The sequence below is a fragment of the Duganella sp. CT11-25 genome, from assembly GCF_047302815.1.
GTDB lineage: Bacteria > Pseudomonadota > Gammaproteobacteria > Burkholderiales > Burkholderiaceae_D > Rugamonas.
This window is the reverse complement of the sequence record NZ_JBKBFD010000001.1, coordinates 1,127,832-1,148,503: the sequence shown is the minus strand read 5'-3', so window position 1 is coordinate 1,148,503 and position 20,672 is coordinate 1,127,832. Positions and strand designations below refer to the sequence as shown.

Annotated in this window: 18 protein-coding genes and 1 pseudogene; 9 read left to right on the top strand and 10 right to left on the bottom strand. The window is 61.8% G+C overall.

Translation table 11 applies throughout. The features are described from left to right. Nucleotides 1–4 precede the first annotated feature (4 nt). From ACEN9F_RS04510 to ACEN9F_RS04490, 5 genes are all read right to left on the bottom strand, one after another. Nucleotides 5–1,345, bottom strand: a complete 1,341-nt coding sequence (locus ACEN9F_RS04510; RefSeq protein ID WP_413418248.1) for an MFS transporter — start codon at nucleotides 1,343–1,345, stop codon at nucleotides 5–7. 84 nt (nucleotides 1,346–1,429) lie between these two features. Further along, entirely contained in the window at nucleotides 1,430–1,969 is a 540-nt protein-coding gene (locus ACEN9F_RS04505) for a gluconokinase (RefSeq protein WP_413418246.1), read from the bottom strand. A gap of 102 nt (nucleotides 1,970–2,071) precedes the next feature. Continuing rightward, on the bottom strand, nucleotides 2,072–3,100 hold the full coding sequence (locus tag ACEN9F_RS04500) for a LacI family DNA-binding transcriptional regulator (protein ID WP_413418244.1): 1,029 nt from the start codon (nucleotides 3,098–3,100) through the stop codon (nucleotides 2,072–2,074). 67 nt (nucleotides 3,101–3,167) lie between these two features. Further along, nucleotides 3,168–3,674 (bottom strand): DUF4124 domain-containing protein, encoded by a 507-nt coding sequence (locus ACEN9F_RS04495; protein WP_413418242.1) that lies wholly within the window; start codon nucleotides 3,672–3,674, stop codon nucleotides 3,168–3,170. Nucleotides 3,675–3,745: 71 nt separating this feature from the next. Next, entirely contained in the window at nucleotides 3,746–5,434 is a 1,689-nt protein-coding gene (locus ACEN9F_RS04490; RefSeq protein WP_413418240.1) for a hypothetical protein, read from the bottom strand. Nucleotides 5,435–5,581: 147 nt separating this feature from the next. On the opposite strand from ACEN9F_RS04490, the gene guaB reads away from it, so the two are divergent. Together guaB and guaA are read left to right on the top strand one after the other, a co-directional pair. Continuing rightward, nucleotides 5,582–7,054: an IMP dehydrogenase gene (guaB, locus tag ACEN9F_RS04485; protein ID WP_070271573.1), complete on the top strand. Its 1,473-nt coding sequence runs from the start codon at nucleotides 5,582–5,584 to the stop codon at nucleotides 7,052–7,054. 68 nt (nucleotides 7,055–7,122) lie between these two features. After that, on the top strand, nucleotides 7,123–8,733 hold the full coding sequence (guaA, locus tag ACEN9F_RS04480; RefSeq protein ID WP_413418237.1) for a glutamine-hydrolyzing GMP synthase: 1,611 nt from the start codon (nucleotides 7,123–7,125) through the stop codon (nucleotides 8,731–8,733). A 374-nt stretch (nucleotides 8,734–9,107) separates the two neighbouring features. Here guaA and ACEN9F_RS04475 read toward each other — a convergent pair. From ACEN9F_RS04475 to ACEN9F_RS04455, 5 genes and pseudogenes are all read right to left on the bottom strand, one after another. Next, nucleotides 9,108–9,434 (bottom strand): annotated as a pseudogene (locus ACEN9F_RS04475) (helix-turn-helix domain-containing protein); the annotation flags it as partial. 407 nt (nucleotides 9,435–9,841) lie between these two features. Next, complete coding sequence (locus tag ACEN9F_RS04470) at nucleotides 9,842–11,269, bottom strand: efflux transporter outer membrane subunit (protein ID WP_413418235.1); 1,428 nt, start codon at nucleotides 11,267–11,269, stop codon at nucleotides 9,842–9,844. Further along, nucleotides 11,266–12,549, bottom strand: a complete 1,284-nt coding sequence (locus ACEN9F_RS04465) for an efflux RND transporter periplasmic adaptor subunit (protein ID WP_413418233.1) — start codon at nucleotides 12,547–12,549, stop codon at nucleotides 11,266–11,268. The genes ACEN9F_RS04470 and ACEN9F_RS04465 overlap by 4 nt, the downstream gene beginning before the upstream one ends. A gap of 194 nt (nucleotides 12,550–12,743) precedes the next feature. After that, on the bottom strand, nucleotides 12,744–13,937 hold the full coding sequence (gene nhaA / locus ACEN9F_RS04460) for a Na+/H+ antiporter NhaA (protein WP_413418231.1): 1,194 nt from the start codon (nucleotides 13,935–13,937) through the stop codon (nucleotides 12,744–12,746). A 256-nt stretch (nucleotides 13,938–14,193) separates the two neighbouring features. Next, nucleotides 14,194–15,516, bottom strand: a complete 1,323-nt coding sequence (locus ACEN9F_RS04455) for a chloride channel protein (RefSeq protein WP_413418229.1) — start codon at nucleotides 15,514–15,516, stop codon at nucleotides 14,194–14,196. Nucleotides 15,517–15,859: 343 nt separating this feature from the next. Between ACEN9F_RS04455 and ACEN9F_RS04450 the strand changes: the two genes are divergently transcribed. From ACEN9F_RS04450 to ACEN9F_RS04420, 7 genes are read left to right on the top strand one after another with little or no spacing between them, the layout of a single operon-like run. After that, the gene (locus ACEN9F_RS04450) at nucleotides 15,860–16,720 is read left to right on the top strand and encodes a hypothetical protein (protein ID WP_413418227.1); all 861 of its coding nucleotides are present in this window, start codon (nucleotides 15,860–15,862) and stop codon (nucleotides 16,718–16,720) included. Then, nucleotides 16,710–17,924, top strand: a complete 1,215-nt coding sequence (locus ACEN9F_RS04445; protein ID WP_413418225.1) for a cation:proton antiporter — start codon at nucleotides 16,710–16,712, stop codon at nucleotides 17,922–17,924. The genes ACEN9F_RS04450 and ACEN9F_RS04445 overlap by 11 nt, the downstream gene beginning before the upstream one ends. Next, the gene (locus ACEN9F_RS04440; RefSeq protein ID WP_413418223.1) at nucleotides 17,917–19,140 is read left to right on the top strand and encodes a YbdK family carboxylate-amine ligase; all 1,224 of its coding nucleotides are present in this window, start codon (nucleotides 17,917–17,919) and stop codon (nucleotides 19,138–19,140) included. Before ACEN9F_RS04445 ends, ACEN9F_RS04440 begins: the two co-directional genes overlap by 8 nt. Further along, on the top strand, nucleotides 19,137–19,529 hold the full coding sequence (locus ACEN9F_RS04435) for a hypothetical protein (RefSeq protein WP_413418221.1): 393 nt from the start codon (nucleotides 19,137–19,139) through the stop codon (nucleotides 19,527–19,529). Before ACEN9F_RS04440 ends, ACEN9F_RS04435 begins: the two co-directional genes overlap by 4 nt. A 1-nt stretch (nucleotide 19,530) precedes the next feature. Continuing rightward, nucleotides 19,531–19,788, top strand: coding sequence for a DUF5985 family protein (locus tag ACEN9F_RS04430; RefSeq protein WP_413418219.1), 258 nt, complete (start codon nucleotides 19,531–19,533; stop codon nucleotides 19,786–19,788). A gap of 7 nt (nucleotides 19,789–19,795) precedes the next feature. Continuing rightward, nucleotides 19,796–20,065, top strand: coding sequence for a DUF5985 family protein (locus tag ACEN9F_RS04425; protein WP_413418217.1), 270 nt, complete (start codon nucleotides 19,796–19,798; stop codon nucleotides 20,063–20,065). 36 nt (nucleotides 20,066–20,101) lie between these two features. Further along, a complete protein-coding gene (locus ACEN9F_RS04420; protein ID WP_413418215.1) occupies nucleotides 20,102–20,620 on the top strand; it encodes a MarR family winged helix-turn-helix transcriptional regulator in 519 nt (172 codons plus the stop codon). The last annotated feature ends 52 nt before the right edge of the window (nucleotides 20,621–20,672 follow it).

Sequence of the window (20,672 nt, the reverse complement as noted above, 5' to 3'; positions counted from 1 at the left end):
GTGATTAAGTGGTTTTGCGCGCTTCCAGATCCGCCTGGATCTGAATCAGCTTGGTGTTGTCGAGGTTATAGAAGAACATGATGATCACCGCCAGCACCGCGAAGGCGGCCGGGATAAAGGACATCAGCCAGAGGATGCCGGCCTGCGAGCCGGCCGACTGGGTGACATTGGCCACATAGCCCAGCTGCGTGAACAGCCAGCCGATCACCGCGACCGCGATCGCGGTGCCCAGCTTCTGCGAGAAGGTGGCGGCGGCGAAGGTCATCGCGGTGGCGCGACGGCCGGTGCGCCATTCATTGTAGTCGGCGGTGTCGGCGTACATCGAGAAAGCCAGCGGCGACTTCGGTCCGAGCGCCAGGCCCATGCCGACCTGCAGCACGAACATCAGCGTGACCTGGTCCTTGGGAACGAAGAAGAAGGCCGACGACAGCACGGCGGTGATCGACATCAAGATCATCATCAGCTTGCGCTTGTCGATGAAGCGCGTCATGAACGGCGTCAGCGAGGCGCCGACGGCGGCCGAGATCATGTAGGCGGGCACGAAGCCGGCCATCAGTTCCGGCCGGCCGACCACGTACTTGAAGTAGTAGGCCGCGCTGGTGGTGCGCAGCGTGATCGTGATCATGATGATCAGCGCCAGGAAGAACAGCGCCACCCACGGACGGTTCTGCGACAGGTCGCGGATGTCCTGCATGACGTTGGATTTTTGTCCTGCGGCCGGCACGATGCGCTCGCGGGTGTTCAGGAAGGTCAACACGAACAGGATGGACGCGAACACGCTCCACACCAGCATCGTCAGTTGCCAGCCCAGCTTATCGTCGCCGCCGCCCAGCCATGACACCAGCGCCGGCGTGGCGGCGGTGACCAGCGTGCCGCCGGCAAACGCGAAGATGAAGCGCAGGCCGTTGACGGTGGAGCGCTCCTGCGGATCGGCCGACAGCACGCCGGACAGCGCGTTGTACGGGATGTTGATGCAGGTGTAGCAGACCATCATCAGCAGGTAGGTGCCGTAGGCCCAGACGATCTTGCCGTCGGCCGACAGGTCCGGCGTGGTGTAGGTCAGGATGGCGGCGCAGGCCAGCGGCAGCGGCACCCAGATCAGGTAAGGGCGGAACTTGCCGAAGCGGGTCGTGGTGCGGTCGGCGGCGGCGCCGATCAGCGGATCGGTGAAGGCGTTGATGATCTTAATCGTAAACATCATCGACGCGGCGGCGGCGGCCGAGATGCCGAAGACATCGGTGTAGTAAATCAGCAGGAAGGTCGCGATATTGGTCCAATAAAAATTGAAGCCCATATCGGCGATGCCGTAGCTGATTTTTTCGCGCCAGGTCAGTTGTTTGTTCACGTTTGCTTCCATAACGCATGTAAAAACAGGCAGTGCAGCCGAGGGGGGCCACACTGCCCGAAACGGGGCGGAGCGCTGTCTGTATCAGCGCGGCGGTGACACCACCCCGGAGAGAGACCGGTCATTCAAAATCTCGCGCACCAGTTCCGCCGGTGGTTGGCCGATATCGAGCACGAGGCCCGCTTCGTCGGCTTGCAGCGGTTCCAGCGCGGCCAGCTGGCTGTCGAGCAGCGAGGTCGGCATGTAGTGGCCGGCGCGTCCCGCCATGCGGGCGGCGATCACTTCGCGCGGTCCGGCCAGGTGGGCAAAACGCAGTTCCGGATCGGCGCTGCGCAGCAGGTCCCGGTAGCGCCGCTTGAGCGAAGAGCAGGATAGCACCAGGCCGGCGCCGCGTTCGCGCGCGTTGCGGATCTGTTCGTGCAGCGCGTGCAGCCAGTCGGCGCGGTCGACGTCGGTCAGCGGCACGCCGGCCGACATCTTGGCCACGTTGGCGTAGGAGTGGAAGGTGTCGCCTTCGATGAAGGGCACTTCCAGCGCCGTGGCCAGTTGCAGCCCGACCGAACTTTTGCCGGTTCCGCTGACACCCATGACGACCCAGCGGACTTGACGCGATTGATTGCTCATATGTTCTTAAATGATAGCGCTAACAGTTGAATGGAGTGTAACCGCTTGGTGGAATTTGTAAAGAAGAATCTATGCTGCGGCGCAGCAGCGCGCCGCGCCGGATCAGGCGCTCTCGCGCGCCATCAGCGTGAAGCCGAGGTCGATCTGGCGGGTCGGCGGCTCTTCGCCCTTGATGACCGAGCGCAGCAGGGTGGCGGCCTCGAAACCGATGCGGTAGCGGGGCGTGCCGATGGTGGTCAGGGACGGATTCATCCAGGCCGAGGCGGGCAGGTCGTTGAAGCCGCAGATGGCCAGCTGCGCCGGCACCGGGATGCCGCGCCGCTGGCACTGGTAGATGGCGCCGTGGGCCAAGTCGTCGTTGCAGCAGAAGATGGCGTCGCAGTCGGGCGCCTGCGCCAGCATGCGGCCCACCAGCTCCGCGCCCAGCGCGATGGTGGACGGCTCGGCCACCATCACCTCCAGCTTGATGTCGGCCAGCGCGGCTTCCTGCATGGCCTTGCGGTAGCCCTCGGCGCGGCGCAAGGTACGTTCATCCAGCTGCGCGCCGATGAAGCCGATGCGCTTGTGGCCCTTGTCGATCAGGTAGCGTGTCATCGCGTAGCCGGCCTGGAACTGCGAGAAGCCCACCGTCAGCTGGGCCGGATCGGTGGACATATCCATCATCGACACCACCGGCACGCGCGAGGTGGTCAGTATCTGCTGCACGCGCGGGCTGTGCGTCAGGCCGGACAGCAGCATGCCGTCCGGGTTGGACTGCAGATAGGTGCCGATCAGCTTTTCCTCTTCCTTGTCGGAATAGCGGGTGTTGCCGATCAGGATCTGGTAATCGTCGGCGTCCAGCGCATCCTGGATGCCGGCCAGCACCTCGGTGAACACCGCGTTCGACAGCGACGGCACCAGCACCGCGATCACCTTGGATTGCGACGAGGCCAGCGCGCGGGCGGCGCGGTTGGGCACGTAGCCCAGTTCGGCGACGGCTTTATCCACCCGGTCGCGCAGCGCCTGGGACACCATATCCGGCTGGGTGATGGCGCGCGACGCGGTCATCGTCGCCACGCCGGCCATCTCCGCCACCATCGCCAGGGTAATGCGGCCGCTGGCGCGGCTCTTGCCCGCTTGTGTCTTGGTCATCGAGTGCTACTTCACGTTGATATTGATAGCGATATCATACGGCAGCTTGACACTGAAGGGAGAGGGGTTATTTGCATCCAGCCAACACTTTTTGCGTCTTTTTACGCATTTCTTCGCGTTCCTGGTCGCCCATGATGCCGCGTTCGCCGTTTTTGTCGTAGGTGCTCATGCGCGTGCCCTGGTCCAGCGCCATCTGGTTTTTGCGGGCGGCGTCGCAATTGGAGGCGATATCGGCGTTGCGCTGGGCTTCGTCGGCGGCTTTTTGCTCGGCGGCGGCGGCCTCGGTCTTGCGTTTGTTGAAGTCGGCGTTGCGTTCGGCGATCGTCGGCGCGCGCTTGACGGCCGGCGTCTCGGCGGCGGCATCGGCGGGCGGGGTCTCCGGCTCGGCTGGCGCGTTGGGATTGAACAGCGGCTTGCCGGGCGCCTTCAGGATGCGTTTCTCGGGGATGTTGGCCGGCGGCGGCCGGTCGGACAACTGCTTGACGCCTTTGTCGTCGACCCACATATATTGGGCCATCGCCAGCGACGACGCGGCCAGCAGCAGGATGGCAAGCGGTATATTGCGGTGATTCATAAAGCGCTCCATTAAGGCATGTACAGATTTCGCCATGGTTCAGGGCAACTGTCAACTGGCGGTGCGGCCGCTTATAACTCCCAGGTTTTCACCGAGTGTATCTTCAGGAATTGGCTGGTCGCTTGCGAGTCCTGCTGCGGGAAGAACAATGCCGTAGCGTTGCCGCCGCTCAGCGAACCGCAGGCCAGGTTGATGCCGAGTTGCAGGGGATATTTCTCGGGGGTTGTCCAGTTCGATTCGGCCACCGGAATGCCATCCAGATAGTGCAAGACCTTGTCCCGCGTCCAGATCACGCCGACCGTCCGCTTCGTTCCAGAGGTAATCGGCGTTGGCAGCAAGAGGTTGGTGGCATCCGCCGTCAGCATCTCACGGTTCGGCGGGGAGGGCAGCCAGGTGCCGCCATTGCGCGCGCGGTTGGTGCTGCCTGCTTTCAAGGCGCGCTGCCGGGTGTGGGGCTGGGTATGCAGGGCGCCAGTCCAGGTCGATTGGCCTTTTTGGACATGCGTGAATACCTCCAGCACATCCAGCTCCACCCACGGATCGTCGGCACTTCTCGCCACGCCCTTGGGGTTGAAGGTATAGAACCACACGGCCGGCCAGTATCCCCACGCCGTGCCCGGCGCGCCGGCCATGGCGGCCTCGATCGCCTTCTTGGTGTAGGCCGGGCCGGAAAATTGCGGCATGGCCGGCATGGTGAATTCCACCTCAAGCGCCTGCACCTTGCGACCCGGCTGCTGCGGGCCGTAGGCGCGCTTGCTCCAGATCTGCCCGGATGTCAGCCCGGGAACGAACAGCACGCCATCGCTCGTCGTCGGGGTCAGGGCGCCAGGGCTCACCGCCTTGTCGAACGTCACGGTCAGGCGATCCTCCGAAATGGAAAGGACCCTGGCGCGATCGCTTGAGGCCGGGTTGTTCTGATAAGCCGGCGCGCACCTGACGCCCATGGCAAACATGCCCGGCACGACAGGGGAGGCCACCGGCTTCTTGAACTTGATCGCGGTGGTTTTTCCGTTGATGACGTCGGTGGCGACCCGCGAGAAGGCGAATTTGGTGAACGTGACATGCCAGTTCCCCTTGTAGGCTTCCTTGATGCCCGAGCTGACCGCTTCAAACGTGATGGTGCCGGCGGCCGCGTCCTTGGCGACGACCACGGAGATGCCGGTGCTGCTGCCCCCGGTGATGCAGGTGCCGACTTCAATCTTGGCCAGATCCGCTGCGGTCAAGCCGATGTCGGCCAGCCGTGTCGGTGACGAAGCGCCTTCCGCGCCGGCATAGAAACCGCTGCTGGTCGGCGCCGCTACGACGTTGCCGCGAAGGTAAGAGTCGAAATGGCCGCTGCCGAGTACGGCCTGCAGGCGCAATCCGTCGGCGTCCACCACGTGATTCTGATCGTTGAAGGCGGTGGCGTAACGCTGGACTTCGCTATTGATGGTCACCGGGCCAGTGCCGCCGAGATGTGCCCCGGTGGCGCTAAAGTCGCCCTCCAGCGGGTTAAATAACTTCGCGACATCGGCAAGCGTCTTGATCGCGATGCCGACCGGCGAACCGCTCGGTTTGGCGCCGCTGCCGAAATTCATGTCCTCGACCAGATTGAGCCCGGTAATCGCCGTATCGAAATCCGGTTCCAGCCCCGGGTAGGTGAAGCCCTGCGCCGGGGCGGTCGCCGCGGATGCGGTGCCGCCGCCAGCCAGCGGCAGTAGCAGCGTACTCGACAGGAGTTTGACGAGGCTGCGACGGGACGGGTCATGTGGTTCGGACATGTTGACGGGCCTGTGGTGAGTTTGAAAGTACGCCTATAGTAGTATTAAAAACGGCGTTTCGATTGCCTTCCTGCTGCGGTCTTTGGAAGTTGCAGACAATTAAAACCGTTTCCTGTATAATGCCGCTTTGCGCCTATAGGAAATACTATGCGTCTACTTCAAAAAGCACTCACATTCGATGACGTGCTGCTCGTCCCAGCGTACTCGAACGTTCTGCCTGCCGATACGTCCCTCAAAACTCGCCTGACCCGTAATATCAGCCTGAACATCCCGTTGCTGTCCGCAGCGATGGATACGGTCACCGAAGCCCGTCTCGCCATCGCGATGGCGCAAGAGGGCGGCATTGGCATCATCCACAAGAACCTGAATCCGAAGGACCAGGCTCGCGAAGTGGCGCGCGTCAAGCGCTTCGAGGCCGGCGTGCTGCGTGATCCGATCACGATCCCGCCGACCATGAAGATCCGCGACGTCATCAAGTTGACCGAGCAATATGGTATTTCCGGCTTCCCTGTGGTCGAGGGCAAGGAAGTCGTCGGCATCATCACCAACCGCGATTTGCGTTTCGAGCAGGAGCTGGACGCCGAGGCGCGCGCCAAGATGACCCCGCGCGAAAAGCTGGTGTTCGTCAAAGAGGGCGCTGAAGGCGCCGACCGCGACGAAGCCAAGCGCCTGATGAACAAGCACCGCCTGGAGCGCGTGCTGGTCGTCAACGACGCCTTCGAGCTGCGCGGCCTGATCACCGTAAAGGACATCCAGAAATCCACCGAGCACCCGCTGGCGTCGAAAGACTCGCAGGGCAAGCTGCTGGTCGGCGCCGCTGTCGGCGTTGGCGCGAAAGATGAAGAGCGCATCGAGCTGCTGGTCGCTGCCGGCGTCGACGTGCTGGTGGTTGACACCGCGCACGGCCACTCGCAAGGCATCCTGGACCGCGTGAAATGGATCAAGACCAAGTTCCCGCACGTGGACGTCATCGGCGGCAACATCGCCACCGCAGCCGCCGCGAAGGCGCTGGTTGAATACGGCGCGGACGCGGTCAAGGTCGGCATCGGCCCGGGCTCGATCTGCACCACCCGTATCGTCGCCGGCGTCGGCGTGCCGCAGATCACCGCGATCTCCAACGTCGCCGAAGCGCTGGAAGGCACCGGCGTGCCATGTATCGCCGACGGCGGCATCCGCTTCTCGGGCGACATCTCGAAGGCACTGGCGGCGGGCGCATCGACCGTGATGATGGGCTCCATGTTCGCCGGCACCGAGGAAGCGCCGGGCGAAGTGATCCTGTACCAGGGCCGCTCGTACAAATCGTACCGGGGCATGGGCTCGCTGGGCGCGATGTCGGACGGCTCGGCCGACCGCTACTTCCAGGACGCCACCATGAAGGCCGACAAGTTCGTGCCTGAAGGTATCGAAGGCCGCGTCGCCTACAAGGGCAGCGTGCTGGCGATCATCTTCCAGCTGGTCGGCGGCGTGCGTCAATCGATGGGTTACTGCGGCTGCGCCACCATCGACGAGCTGCGCAACAAGGCGGAATTCGTCGAGATCACCTCGGCCGGCATGCGCGAATCGCACGTGCACGATGTGCAAATCACCAAGGAAGCGCCGAACTACCGTTCCGGCGACTGATAAGTCCTTGCAACGCCGGCTCCGACGAGCCGGCGTTTTTCTATTCTCATCCTCTTCAGTACATACTCATGCACTCAAAAATCCTCATTCTCGATTTCGGCTCCCAAGTCACCCAGCTGATCGCGCGCCGCGTGCGCGACTCCGGCGTGTTCTCGGAAGTGTACCCGTACGATGTCAGCGACGAATTCGTGCGCAACTACGGCGCCGCCGGCGTGATCCTGTCGGGCAGCCACAGCTCGACGCTGGAAGGCGACGCCCCGCGCGCGCCGGACGCCGTGTTCGAACTGGGCGTGCCGGTGCTGGGTATCTGCTACGGCATGCAAACCATGGCCGCGCAGCTGGGCGGTAAGGTCGAGAACGGCCTGGTGCGTGAATTCGGCTACGCCGAGGTGCGCGCCCGCAACCACACCAAGCTGCTCGACGGCATCAACGACTTCGTTACCGACGAAGGCCACGGCATGCTGAAGGTCTGGATGAGCCACGGCGACAAGGTGCTGGACATGCCGCCGGGCTTCGTCCTGATGGGCAACACCCCGAGCTGCCCGATCGCCGCCATGGCCAACGAAGAGAAGCGTTTCTACGGCGTGCAATGGCACCCGGAAGTGACCCACACGGTGCAGGGCAAGGCCATGCTGGGTCGCTTCGTGCACGAGATCTGCGGCTGCAAATCGGACTGGAACATGCCGGACTACATCTCGGAAGCGGTCGAGAAGATCCGCGCCCAGGTCGGCACCGACGACGTGATCCTGGGCCTGTCCGGCGGCGTCGATTCGTCGGTGGCCGCCGCGCTGATCCACCGCGCCATCGGCGACCAGCTGACCTGCGTGTTCGTCGACCACGGCCTGCTGCGCCTGAACGAAGGCCAGATGGTCATGGACATGTTCGCCAAGAACCTGGGCGTCAAAGTGATCCGCGTCGATGCCGAAGGCCAGTTCATGGGCCACCTGGCCGGCGTCACCGATCCCGAGCAGAAGCGCAAGATCATCGGCCGCGAATTCGTCGAAGTGTTCCAGGTCGAGTCGGGCAAGCTGGTCAACGCCAAATGGCTGGCGCAAGGCACCATCTATCCGGACGTGATCGAATCGGCCGGCAAGGGCAAGAAAGGCCAGACCATCAAGAGCCACCACAACGTGGGCGGCCTGCCGGAGACCATGAAGCTGAAGCTGCTGGAACCGCTGCGCGAACTGTTCAAGGACGAAGTGCGCAAGCTGGGCGTTGCGCTGGGCCTGCCGCATGACATGGTCTACCGCCACCCGTTCCCGGGCCCGGGCCTGGGCGTGCGCATCCTCGGCGAAGTCAAGAAGGACTACGCCGACCTGCTGCGCCGCGCCGACGCCATTTTCATCGAAGAACTGCGCAACACGCCATACGAGCCGGTGGTGGTTCCTGGCTTCGATCAGGACAGCGTGCCGACCAACTGGTACGAAGCGACCAGCCAGGCGTTCGCCGTGTTCCTGCCGGTGAAATCGGTGGGCGTGATGGGCGACGGCCGCACCTACGAGTACGTGGTGGCCTTGCGCGCGGTGCAGACGCAGGACTTCATGACGGCGCACTGGGCGCACCTGCCGCACGCGCTGCTGGGCAAGGTGTCGAACCGCATCATCAATGAAGTGCGCGGCATCAACCGTGTGGTCTACGATATCTCGGGCAAGCCGCCTGCGACGATCGAGTGGGAGTAGAATCCAAGATGTAAGCTATTGATTTTAAACGATTAATAACTTACACAAAAGTTTCACGTATTTTTTAAGCAGTTGATTTTATTGGGCTTTCAAACTACAGTTACACGAATAGCTACACAAAACTGTGGCTACTCAAAACTGTAGTTTTCAAGCCCATTTTTTATGCTCAAAAAAAAGACATTCAAGCCTGACGAAATCCCAATTTACGACGAAGCCATCATCCATAAGCGGGGGTGTTAAATTGCGCTGAACATTGACCCGGAATTTGCATTGAATTCCGACCCGTCCTTTTTAATGAAATTACTCTGATCTGAGTCTGGACCTCCTTCCTCTGTTCGTTTGCTCGATGAATTGACCCACTCAGTTTGACCCGCCTTCCACTGCCTGGCAAACGCTGCCACGCGATCGTAGGATCCTTCATATCCCAGCTCCTTCAGGTCCGCGTGGATCTGTTTCAAACTACGGCGCTGCTTACGCGGCTTGCCCGTCTCGGCCTTGAGCCATCCTGATAACTGCACGGAATATTTATCCAGCCCGCTCGCTATACGGCGTTCCGCATAGCTAGGCTCGGTGGTCTCCGAACGCAAGTAGCGCCGGACGGTGTTACGTGAGATGCCCAGCCTTCTGGCAATCTCCCGTAGGGGAATCTGGTCACGAATGTGCCAGCGTCGAATTATGCCTAGTAACGCCACGTTGATCACTCCGTTCTCCTGCCGATGAGACAGGTCGAATTGTGCTCTTCACGTGGGTCAGATTCAGTTGCAAATTACTGGGGAAAGTGGGTCAATTTTCGGTGCAAATCAACATACGTGAGAAAGGTGTTGCACAACGTGTAAGTTCATTTGCGTAATTCATTGATTATATTGATAAGCGCACAATTTATTTCCACATGGAAATCTCAATAATAGTCACGCAAAAGTTACGCGGTAATTTTTGACTGCCTGTATTGCGTTGATTTTAAAGGGTTTGTCAGAAATGTAGTTATTGAGTGGGAGTGAAGAGCTCGCTATAACAGGCTGATTTTTAAGGAAAAATAGAAGGCCGTTGATGATGTGGATGACATCATCAACGGCCTTTTTTCATTTTTGTAATTTGCGGCCGCCTTCGCTCAGCCAGCCTGCCAGCCACCACCAAGGGCTTTGTAGAGCGATACCGTGGCCTGCAGGCGTTTGAGTTTCAGTATCCCCAGCTCATTTTGCACGTCCGACAGGCTGCGTTGGGTGTCGAGCACGGTCATCAAGTCTTCCGCCCCCGCCTTGTAGCGGATCTCCGACAAATTGAACGCAAGACGCGACTGTTCCAGTTCCACCTCTTTCAACCGGCGCTGCTCGTCAAGACTGTTGATTTGGCCCAGCACGGTGTCCACTTCCGTCAAGGCCGCCAGGACGGTCGAGCGATAGGTCTGCACCAGTTCCTGCTTTTGTTCGATGGCCAGATCGCGCTCGTTCCGCAGACGCCCGCCATCGAATATCGGCGCCACCAGCGAGGCGCCGATATTCGCGAACACATTCTGGGCGTTGAGCAGCGACATCAAGGCACTGCTTTGCGTGCCCGTCGATCCGGTCAGGCGTATGCTGGGAAACAATGCCGCGCGCGCCACGTCGACGTTGGCGCTGGCGGCCGCCAGGACCGCTTCCGAACGGCGAATATCGGGGCGCCGCGACAGCAGTTCGGACGGCATGCCCGCCGTCACTTCGGGCAAGCGGATGGTGTCGAGTCCGCTATCACTGATCTTGAAGGTTTGCGGCGACCGGCCGAGCAAGATGGCCAGCGCTGATTGCGCCTCGCGCTCCTGCTGCAGTAAAGCAGGGATGGTGGCATGTTGGCTGGCGACAGCGGAGCGTTGACGTGCCAAGTCGACGGACGTGGCGGCGCCGACGCTGCTCTGTGCCTCGACCAGCGACAGTACATGCTCTGCGGTTCTGGCGTTCTCGCGCGCCACGTCGAGACGGTCGTGCAGGGACAGCAGTTGCAGATAAGTCGACACGATGCCGCTGGTCACGGTGAGGGCCACGGTTTGACGATCGTAGAAATTGGCCCTGAGCGATGCCTCGGCTGCGGCAACGCTGGCAGCGTTCTTGCCCCAAAAATCGAGTTCGTAAGACACCTGCAACTGTCCGCTCGATGAAACATTGGCGTTGTGACGGCCTGCGACCGGCAGATCCCGGCTGGCGCCGGCGTAAGCATCGACGGAGGGCAGTAGCGCGACCCCGGCAATCCGCGCCTGCGCCGCCGCCTGGCGCATTCGCGACAGCGCGGCGGCCAGTTCCAGGTTGCTTTCCTGTCCCTCGCGCACCAGTTGGCTCAGCTCGTCGCTGCCGAAGCGTTGCCACCAGTGGGTGTCCGGCCATTCCTGGCTGCCCGGCTTACCCGCCTGCGACCAGCCGGCTGGTAATTCGACTGCCGTCACCGGTTCCGCCACAGGCATCGTGTGCGTGCACCCGGCCAGCGCAACGCCGGCCAGGCACGCCGCCAGCATAGGTGTCCGCAGCGGTCCAGCCAGTGTCGACCCGCCGCCCGCGGCGCGTTGCTTCATGGCCTACCCACCGGCGCAACCGGCTTGGGCTGAGGCGCCAGCGCCGGCACGGGACCGGCCAGCACTTGCTCGCCCGCTTCCAGGCCGGACAGCACTTGTACCTGCTGTACTGTGCGCAAGCCGATTTTCACTTTGCGCGCTACGATGCGCCGTTCGAGGTTCACCACATGGACCTGATACATCCCCGCCGCATCGCGCTTGCCCAGCAAGTTTGCGGGCAGCAGCAACGCATCCTTGGCCTGGGCGACGATGAACTGCACCTGGGTGGTCATGCCGCTCATGAGCTCCTGTTCCGGATTATCGACCTCGAACAACACATTGTAAAAAGTCTGCTTGCCTTGCTCGCCCGTTCCGTCGGCAGGTACGGGAATCACCTGGCGCAGTTTTCCCGACCAGATGCGGCCGGGATAACCGGGCGTCTGGAAGTTGGCCGTCATGCCGCGCTTCAGGCGCGTCACATCCACTTCCGCCACGCGCGCCTGAACCGTCATTTGCGACAGGTCTGCAATGCGCATCAAGGGCAAGCCCGTCTGGCCGATGCTCACCGTTTGCCCAGGGCGCGCATTCACCGCCACCACGGTTCCCGATAGCGGAGCCAGAACCTGCTTGTGGCGGCTGCTTTCCTCATCGAATTTCAGCGTCGCCTCCAGCTGTTGGATCTGCGCGTTGATGGAGTCCACCCGGGCGCGGGCCGAAGACAAATTCATGCGACTCGACTCAACGCTTTCTTCGCGGGTGGCATTTTGTGCCTTGAGCTGTGTCTGGCGCTTGAACTGCAATTCGGCGAAGTCCGTCTGGGCTTGCTGGTCCGCCAGTTCGGCCCGCAGCCGCGCCATTTGAGCACGGTTACTGTCCATCTGGTTAGCGCGGACCGCAGGCGAAATCTCCATCACCAGCTTGCCTTCCTGCACTGCATCCCCGACTGTAAAAAGCACATCCTTGATCTGGCCGGCGACTTGAACATTCACATCCGCAAACCGGTGGAACTGCAGTTTTCCGATGGCGTCGACCGTTTGCTGCAGGTCGCCGCGTTGTACCGTTACCGTGTCGAGCTTGACCTCCATGGCCTCCGTGGGCGACTGCGGCAACTCTGCGGCGGCGGCCAATGGCGTCGCCTGTGCCGAGTCCAGTGTTTGCGCCAAGGAGATATCGGCATTCAGCGCCAGCACGAGCGCTGCCGCCGCCAGGCAGGTAGGGCGGCGAGCGCCGTTTTTTTCGTCGTTCATCAGTTTTACATCGTTAAAAGCAGCGGCCATTTTAGCGCATTCATGCGCAGGCATTGCGCCGCCGGCGAGGCGTGTTGATCTGCATTGGCGAAATTAGACACTTCGGGGCGCGAGTTTTGGGTCAATAATTCCTGTGCGGGAGGGTTTGACCATGAAGCGAGAACAGTTCGCAGCGGATGAATTGTATCCGTCCTTAAGCAGGCAAGAACTCGGTCTGGCGGTCCTGGGCACTGTCCAGCAGAGCTGGTTCAATAGTCCATCGTCTCCGGATTGGCGTCGGTGTCTTGGGGGGCGCCTCTAGCCTTCAGCCAAATGAATCCGGCTATGCCAGATAGCAAGGACGCAGTCAAGATCGCCATCTTCGCCGCATTCACAATGGCCGGCTGTTCCGCGAAAGCCAGGCCGGTGATGAATATCGACATGGTAAAGCCTATCCCGCCAAGCAATCCGGCACCCAGTACATGCCTCCACGCCAGGTCGGCGGGCAGGCGACATAGACCTAGCGTGACGGCGACAAAACAGGCGAGCATAATGCCGACCGGCTTTCCAACGGAAAGCCCAACGATAATTCCCAGGCTGTTCGACGACAATAAATCCTGTACCCAGCCAGCACCAATCACGATGCCGGTGTTGGCAAGGGCAAAAACAGGAAGAATCAGAAATGCCACAGGCTTGTGCAGGAAATGTTCAAGGCGATGAGACGGCGAACTAATGTCGTCCTGCCTCGCGGAATGGGGAATGGCGAAGGCCAGCAACACACCCGCTATGGTTGCGTGCACACCTGATTTGAGCATCAGAAACCACATCAGCGCGCCTCCGATCAGATACGGCGTCAGCGACATTACGCGCAGCGTGCGATTCATGAGCAACAGCGCGATGAAGACCGCCAGTGCGCTCAGCAAATAAGCCAACGACAGCTTTGCGGTATAAAAAAGAGCGATAACGACGATTGCGCCAAGATCGTCCATGACGGCCAATGCCGTGAGAAAGACTTTCAGCGAGGCGGGAACTCTGCTGCCCAGGAGGGTCAGCACGCCCAACGCGAAAGCAATATCCGTCGCCATCGGGATGCCCAGGCCTGCCTGCGTAGCCGTCCCACGGTTCAGACCGAAATGAATCAGGGCAGGGACGGCGATGCCGCCTGCGGCAGCCAGCATCGGCAACAGTGCCTTTTTGAGGTCTGACAGCTCGCCGTTGTACAGCTCACGCTCCAACTCCAGGCCGATAAGCAGGAAAAATATCGCCATCAGCGCATCGTTCACCCACAATTCCACGGTCAGTCCCGCAATCTGCCCGTGCCAGAATGCCAGGTACGAGCTGCCTGCGGCCGAGTTGGCGATCGCCAGTGAACATAGCGTGCATAAAATGAGGACGATGCCGCCGGCTTTCCCTGAATTGGTGAATTCCTTAAATGTTTGTGAGAGGGGAATTTCAATTTGCATGGGGCTGCTCTCGCTGCTTGGAGTTCAAGTCAAGACAGCTTTCCCGTCCAGTGAAGGAGTGGGCAAAACCAGCGAGTAAAACGTCCGGTACCGAACGTTCGGTAGGAGAGGGGGAGGGGCTGGAAAGGCAAGATGATATAAGAGTGTTTTGCATGACGCGCGAAAAAACCGCGTGGCGGCCCGACCATCGCAAATCCTGTCGTACCTGAACGGCACGATCACCCTTATTAAATTTTAGCACATGTTGTGAATTTGTTTAAAGGGGGCGGGCGTTCGCATGGGTCAATTGTTGTTGCGCCAGCACCGTGTAAAGAGGTGCGCTGATCACATGGGAGACGGTGCGCGACACCATGGCACACGCCATCAAGCTCAGTACCATCGAGTGTCCGTCCACCATTTCCATGACGATGATGAAGGACGTCAGCGGCGCCTGCGTCGCGGCGGCGAGAAAACCGACCATGCCCAATGCGATTAACGCCGTCGCATGCGGAGAGTGCAGCAACTGTGCAATATCGTTGCCAAGCGCCGCGCCAATCGCCAGCGAAGGCGCAAAAATCCCTGCCGGAACACCGGACCAGGTGGTCAGCCAGGTCGCAACAAACTTCAGCAGCAGAAACAGGGCAGGCACGCCTTCCCTGCCCGCAACCATGTCTCGTGTGTGGCTGTAGCCGCTACCAAATGTTGCGCCTGCAGAGACCACGCCGATCACCGCCACCAGCAAGCCGCACAGTGCGGCAAATGCCACCGGATGGCTGCGACGCAGGCGCGACAGCATGTCGCCCGCCTGGCCGCCCAGGGAGACTTGCAGTAGGCGGGAGAAAAGCCCGCCTGCCAAGCCGCTGGTCAAGGCCACCAGTATGCCGGGCAAGAGCAGTGACAAATCAATGCCGCTCGCGTGGATGATCCCAAAGTAAGTGGCGTTACCATAGATTGAGACCGCGATCAGGCCGGCCAGCACGATGGCCGACATCAGGAGACCGCTGCTGCGCTGTTCGGGCGTGCGCGACAACTCCTCAATCGCGAACATGACGCCGGCAAGGGGCGTATTGAACGCGGCGGCAATGCCGGCAGCGCCGCCGGCCACCAGCAGGCCATGGGTACTCACCGACGATCGCTCCGGCAGCCAGCGCCGCGCCGTCAACATGATGCCGGCGGCAACCTGTACCGAGGGGCCTTCGCGTCCAAGCGACAGCCCGGCCAGCAAGCCCCATGTGGTTAACCCGACCTTTGCCAGGCTGAGCTTGAGCGATACCAGTGTCCCCGTGGTCTGCGGCGGCGCCAACGGATCGAGCGCAGCCATCACCTGTGGTATCCCGGAACCGGCCGCGGCGCTGAAATGGCGACGGGTAAGCCAGACGATCGCCGCCGTGCACAACGGCGTCCACAACAGCGCGATCCAAGAGTTAAAGTGAAAAGCATCCATGAACAGCGAGAGGGCTTGTTCACCCAGCCACGTAAAGGCGACGACGCTCAGTCCGGCGACACCTGCGGCGGCCACCACGATCCCGCGGGTCGCCCAGGTGCGCCAATTGCGGAATTCCCGGTTGAACGCCGCAGTGGTGTTGTGCTTGTTTTTCATGGTGTGGTGGCCGACCTAAAAAAATCCTCGCAGGGACGAGGACGAAGGCTTTATCAGGCTCTGCTGTGAGAGTAAGCGGGTAAACTACATTTGTACAAATATACTTTGCTGTCATATAATTTGTCAAATGGACCCTTCAACCTCCCTGATCCGTGCCGCGCGGTGGCGGCGTAGTGCCGTGCCGATATTGGCTTGCTTGAGCGCCACGACTGCGTGTGCGGCGCCAGCCCCTGCTTTGGCTTCCGCTGAATTGCCCGCGATAGCGCGATCCTTTGCGACGCTTGCGGGTGGACGACCGGTGTTCTGCGAACAGCCGGCCCCCACGCCGGCCAATTGGCTCGCCATGCCGACGCAATGCGCCTGGCGCGGCGGGCTGGTGATGCAGCGCTGGGTCGCCGACGTCTCCAGGTCGCCGTCGTGTATTAGCCGGCCGGCGAACTGGTGGCACTGGCGCGGCGCCACGCTGGCCGGCGCTGGCGACGCGCCGCCCTGGAACGCCGCATGGCGGCGGCAGGCAATGGCGCAAGACGCGGAGGGGGAAAACGGTGTCCGGCGCATCATCTTGTTGACCCAAGCCCGCGATGGCGGCTGGGTTGCCACCGAGTGGCGCTGGACCCCGCCGCCGCGCGCGGCAACCCGCGCATGGGAACAGCGGCGCTGGCAACAACTGCGGCGCGAGGTGCTCGCAGTGAGCGACGAGGACGCCGGCGCGGCGGCGCCGTCCACATTGCAGGATGTATGGCGGCGCAATCTGCACGGCCGGCCGGGCGAGAGGGACGGCGCCGCCCTGGTGTGGCAGGCAGACCATCAATGCTTGCGCCTGACGGCTGCGTTCAAGCAAGATGATCCTGACATGCCGTTGCCGTATGCACGCGAGGATAGCCGCCTGGAGCAGCGGGCCGCGATCCAAGTGCAACTGGCGCGTTCGGCGCCGGGTGCCACCTGGCCCGCGCCTTTCCACATAATGCCGCCGTCCTTGCCGCAGCAGCGTGGTGCGGCCTATGCCGCCATTGGCCGCCGCGGGAACCTGCTGGTCGGTCGCCTGTGGTTGCCCGGGTTGAAGGAACAGACGCCGCTGCGCGCGCGGCTTGAAGTGCCGGTGTTGGTAGCGCCAGGAACCGAAGCCGAAACGCGCGTCGTATCGCTGGTGGACCGTGAGATGGCGGCGCTGGCCGCGCTGTGGATGGCCGACCATGAACGCTGATTTGATATCGTGGCCGTTGTGGCTGTCGTCGCCCCTCGCTCTGCTGGGCGCCGGTTTGCTGCTGGCCCAAATGCTCGGCTTAGCGCTTGAGTCGCGTGGCTTGCCCAAATTATACGGCGCGGTGATCGCCGGTCTGATGCTGGGCGTCAGTGGCCTGGGCCTGGTCGACGCCGCCGTGGCGACGCAATTCCAGGAATTATTCAACGCTGCGACGGCCTTGGTGTTGTTCGAGGTCGGACGCAAGATGGACTTGGCGTGGCTGTGGCGCAGCCGGCGCCAAGGCGCCAGCCTGCTGCTGGCCTGCGTGCTGCGCGGCGTCGTCGTCGGCGCATTGCTGATGTTGTGTGGCATCAGCTGGAGCGAAGCGGGCTTGATGGCCGCCATGCTGATCGCCTCCAGTCCGATCATCTATGCGTCGATGGTGTCCGATTCCGACGCCAGCGGCGTGACGGTGTTTGCCGGTGCCAATTTCGTCGGCTTGGGCAATGTCATTGCCCTGCTGGTGCTGGTCCCGGCGCTGGCCTGGTTGAAGTCGCGCGATGGCGCCATACTGACGAGCTTCAGCGCCGAATTCGGCAAACAGCTGGCCCGGCTGTTCTGGGGCGTGGCGATCGCGTTGCTGTGCTACGGTATGTACGCGCTGGCGACGCGGCTCAGCAAGGCGCGCGCCCGCATGCGGCCCGGCATGCTGCTCGCCGCGCTGCTGATGGATCTCGGCCTGTGCTCGGTCAGCGCGGCCAGCGCGCTGCTATCGCTGCTGCTGATGGGGGTGTTGCTGCGCAATGCCGAAAAGCGCGACAATGTCTTCCAGGCAGAGTTGCGCACCGGGCAGGACATCGGCTACGCCTTGCTGTTCATGATGTCCTCGTCGTTGGTGCACGTGCAGCAATTGCTGAACTGGCAAGCGCTGAGCGTGGCGCTGCTGTTGTTCGGGGGGCGCATTCTGGTGACGCGTGCCGCTCTCGCACCAGCGCTGGCCTGGAGCCGCACCAAGAAAAACGCCCTGGCGGTATCGATGTGCTCACTGGTGAGCTTCGGCTCGCTGATGGTAGATAATTCGATGATCGGCTATCCCGGCCTCAGTGATGGCGCCAACCAGATCATGGCGGCGCTGCTGGCGCTTAACGTGCTCGCGGCGCCGGGGCTGACTTGGTACGGGCTGCGGCTTGCCGGCGAAAACCACGAGGAAGAGACGCATGGCTGATCGGGAAATAGCGGGCGGGGCCACCGACGCGCAGGCGCTGGCCGTGGCTGGGCAGGGACCGGCATATCTGCCTCCCTTCAGCCAGTCGCGGTTGGGCACAATGGGGATCGAATTGGAGCTGATGGTGCTCGACCGCCTGACGTTTGACCTGCTGCCAGCGGCACCGGACATTCTGCGCTTGCTGGATGTCCAGGACAAGCGCTGGATCGCGACACCTGAAATTACGACCTCGATGCTGGAGGTGGCCACCTCGGTGCTGGAGAACTACCATCAGGCCGCTGCGGAACTTGAGGAAATCCGCAGCAGCGTGGAGCGGGCGGCGTTCGAGGTCGGCGCCGTGATCGCCGGTGGTGGCGCCCATCCATTTCAGCATTGGAGCGACCAGCGGATCTATCCGAAGGACCGGTATCGCGCCTCGGCCAAGAAATTCGGCTATCTGGCCAAGTTGTTCACTGTCTTTGGCATGCACGTCCATGTGGGCGTGCCCAGCGGGGATGAAGCGATACGGTTGTGTGCCTGGCTCACTCAGCGCGCGCCGCTGTTCATCGCGCTGTCGGCCAACTCTCCGTGCTGGCAAGGTGAGAACTCCGGTTTTTGCAGTGCGCGCAGCAACGTGGTCGGGGCATTCCCGATGAGCGGCACGATGCCGGCCGATATCCGCAGCTGGGGCCAGTTCGAGCAACACTTCGTCCGGCTGGCCGGCCTGGGGATTGTCGGTAGTATCAAGGATTTCTATTGGGATGTGCGGCCCAAGCCGGAGTTCGGCACCATCGAACTGCGCGTGCTGGATACGCCGCTTCATCCGGCCTACGCGGCGGCGCTGGCCAGCTATGCGCGCGCGCTCTGCATTGAGGCTTATCGCCAGCCAGGTCGTTGGCCGACAGACGACGGTCCCGAGCTCTACACGTGGAATCGTTTTAACGCCGCCCGCGACGGCATCGACGGCATCTGGATCGATCCCGAGAGCGGCCAGCGCCGTACTATCGCCGACGTGGTGACCGCCGACATGGCCCGGCTGGCGCCCAAATCCGACGATCCCGGTTTCGGCAAGGCGCGCGCGCAAATCGAACAACTGCTGCGTGATGGCGGCCAGGCGCGCTGGCTGACGAAGCAACTGGCCTCCGGCTATGGCATGAACGACCTGGCTCGCCACGCCAGCGAAGTGTTCAGCCAGAAGGCGACCGATCTGCAAGGCTTGCCGGGAGCGAAGCGATGACGCTGTTGCCGGTGCCTGATGATCTGCGGCGCTTCATTCTGACCAGCATTGCGTCAGTGCCGCATCTCGAGGCGATGCTCTTGCTGCGCGGCGCGCCGACGCAGCAGTGGGACATTGCCGCCGTGGCGCATCGGCTCTACGTCACCGAGCGTGCCGCGCGCAAGTTGCTTGAGGAGCTGTGCGCCATTGGTGTGCTGTCCAGCACCAAGGTCGACAAAACCGTCACCTTCCGATACTGGCCGCGTCATCCGGAGTTGGCTGCGGTGATCGATCTCCTGGCCGCGGCATATGCAGCGAATCTGGTCGGCATCACCGGACTGATACACTCCAAACTGGATAGGCAAGCCCAGCAATTTGCGGATGCCTTCACCTGGCGAAAGGAACACTGACATGGCGCAAACCATTTACGGACTGTGCACGCTTACCTCGTTGGCCTGCGCCTGGATGCTGCTCGGCAGCTATCGGCGCAACGGTGTGCGCTTGTTGTTCTGGAGCGGTCTATGCTTCATCGGCATGTCGGTCAACAACGTGCTGCTGGTGTTGGACAAGCTGGTCTTTCCGCAGGTCGATCTGCTGGTCTTGCGTTTGGTCAGCGCCTTGATGGCGCTGCTGCTGCTGCTGTTTGGCTTAATTTACGAGAACAAGTGAGGCGGCCATGATCAACTTCCTGACCGGCGCCATCGCCATGGCATCGTATATGATTGCACTGTTCTTCCTGCGTTTCTGGCGCAGCTCGGGGCAACGGTTCTTCCTGTATTTCGCGCTCTCGTTTCTGGTGGAAGGGATGCACAGGACGTATTCGGCATGGGACGGCGCCGTAAACGAAGATTCTCCCTACCACTACCTGGTGCGATTGCTGTCCTATGGCCTGATCCTGTGGGCCATTCTGGAGAAGAACTGGCCTCAGCGTGGCGCCGATGAGTGAGCCACACGCGCCGCATTTATCGGCTATCATTCCTCCATGCTACCGAATCACAAGTCCAACGGACAACAATCCCTCAGCGCGACGGGCGCCGGGGAATTTCCGCCCACAACGAGAGTCCTGAGACAGTTCAGGATCGTCTTCAACGCAGTCAAAACCCATTTCCGCAACGTCGAAAAGGCAGCCGGCATTGGGGGCGCGCAGCTGTGGGCGCTCAGCGTGGTCCAGCAACAGCCGGGCATCGGAGTCGGCGAACTGGCCCGCGCCCTCGATGTGCATCAGACTACCGCGAGTAACCTAGTCAAGAATTTGGCGGCGCATGGGCTCATCGCGATGGATAGGAGCGGTCCAGATCGCAGGACCGCCAGCATGACATTGCTGCCCGCGGGACAGGTGCGTCTCGCTCATGCGCCTATGCCATTTGCCGGAGTGCTGCCGGACGCCTTGTCGACACTGGATTCGCAAACGCTAGCGCGCCTGGAGCACGATTTAGGCATATTGATTACCGCGCTCCAAGCCGGTACGACTGGCGAAAATACACCGCTCTCTGATTTGTAATGCCGTGCACGTGGGCCTGTTTTCGAGTTGTCCACCGCTTATCATTTCGACG

Coding starts and splice junctions, on each gene's coding strand:
- ACEN9F_RS04505 (WP_413418246.1), bottom strand. CDS start 1,969: ATGAGCAATCAATCGCGTCAAGTCCGCTGGGTCGTCATGGGTGTCAGC.
- ACEN9F_RS04500 (WP_413418244.1), bottom strand. CDS start 3,100: ATGACCAAGACACAAGCGGGCAAGAGCCGCGCCAGCGGCCGCATTACC.
- ACEN9F_RS04495 (WP_413418242.1), bottom strand. CDS start 3,674: ATGAATCACCGCAATATACCGCTTGCCATCCTGCTGCTGGCCGCGTCG.
- ACEN9F_RS04490 (WP_413418240.1), bottom strand. CDS start 5,434: ATGTCCGAACCACATGACCCGTCCCGTCGCAGCCTCGTCAAACTCCTG.
- guaB (WP_070271573.1), top strand. CDS start 5,582: ATGCGTCTACTTCAAAAAGCACTCACATTCGATGACGTGCTGCTCGTC.
- guaA (WP_413418237.1), top strand. CDS start 7,123: ATGCACTCAAAAATCCTCATTCTCGATTTCGGCTCCCAAGTCACCCAG.
- ACEN9F_RS04470 (WP_413418235.1), bottom strand. CDS start 11,269: ATGAAGCAACGCGCCGCGGGCGGCGGGTCGACACTGGCTGGACCGCTG.
- ACEN9F_RS04465 (WP_413418233.1), bottom strand. CDS start 12,549: ATGCCTGCGCATGAATGCGCTAAAATGGCCGCTGCTTTTAACGATGTA.
- nhaA (WP_413418231.1), bottom strand. CDS start 13,937: ATGCAAATTGAAATTCCCCTCTCACAAACATTTAAGGAATTCACCAAT.
- ACEN9F_RS04455 (WP_413418229.1), bottom strand. CDS start 15,516: ATGAAAAACAAGCACAACACCACTGCGGCGTTCAACCGGGAATTCCGC.
- ACEN9F_RS04450 (WP_413418227.1), top strand. CDS start 15,860: ATGCCGACGCAATGCGCCTGGCGCGGCGGGCTGGTGATGCAGCGCTGG.
- ACEN9F_RS04445 (WP_413418225.1), top strand. CDS start 16,710: ATGAACGCTGATTTGATATCGTGGCCGTTGTGGCTGTCGTCGCCCCTC.
- ACEN9F_RS04440 (WP_413418223.1), top strand. CDS start 17,917: ATGGCTGATCGGGAAATAGCGGGCGGGGCCACCGACGCGCAGGCGCTG.
- ACEN9F_RS04435 (WP_413418221.1), top strand. CDS start 19,137: ATGACGCTGTTGCCGGTGCCTGATGATCTGCGGCGCTTCATTCTGACC.
- ACEN9F_RS04430 (WP_413418219.1), top strand. CDS start 19,531: ATGGCGCAAACCATTTACGGACTGTGCACGCTTACCTCGTTGGCCTGC.
- ACEN9F_RS04425 (WP_413418217.1), top strand. CDS start 19,796: ATGATCAACTTCCTGACCGGCGCCATCGCCATGGCATCGTATATGATT.
- ACEN9F_RS04420 (WP_413418215.1), top strand. CDS start 20,102: ATGCTACCGAATCACAAGTCCAACGGACAACAATCCCTCAGCGCGACG.